Below are 504 nucleotides of genomic sequence, written 5' to 3' on the forward strand. Positions count from 1 at the left end.
TAAAATCTGATCCTGCGCCTCTCAACCACCGCGAATATGCACTCTCTGAACGTGGATACGCTCCTTCCAACTTACCGGCGACTGCGGGGGTATGCTTTCGACCCCAGCTTTTCCAATAAGCTGGACAGCAGCAGCATCAACAACATTGTGTATCCCATCCGCTGGGAAGAATTGCAGCCCGGCCCCATCGGGGAGTACGTGGAAGTAATTGACGTTGATCCGGCAAGCAGCGTGTTTTATCCCCCCGTGGATCTGAATGATCCCCGCCTGCTGGCCCAAGACGGGCTGGCCCCTTCGGAGAGCAACCCCCAGTTTCACCAACAAATGACGTACGCGGTGGCAATGTTAACCATTCAGCACTTTGAAAAGGCGCTGGGCCGCCGGGTGCAATGGTCCTCCAAGGATTATGAAGGAGGCCAAAAGGAGCAGTTTGTCGGCCGCCTGCGCATTTATCCGCATGCGTTTCGGGGAGCTAATGCTTATTACAGCTCCCAAAAGAAAGCG

The 504-nt window shown here is 55.0% G+C and carries 1 protein-coding gene; it reads left to right on the plus strand.

Annotation, left to right across the window (positions count from 1 at the left end):
* Positions 1-36: 36 nt before the first annotated feature.
* Positions 37-504: hypothetical protein (locus ACP7AJ_RS21665; RefSeq protein ID WP_426062322.1), on the plus strand; the 468-nt coding region annotated here is incomplete at its 3' end.

The sequence above is a fragment of the Hymenobacter sp. B1770 genome (assembly GCF_049896385.1).
Taxonomy (GTDB): Bacteria; Bacteroidota; Bacteroidia; order Cytophagales; family Hymenobacteraceae; genus Hymenobacter.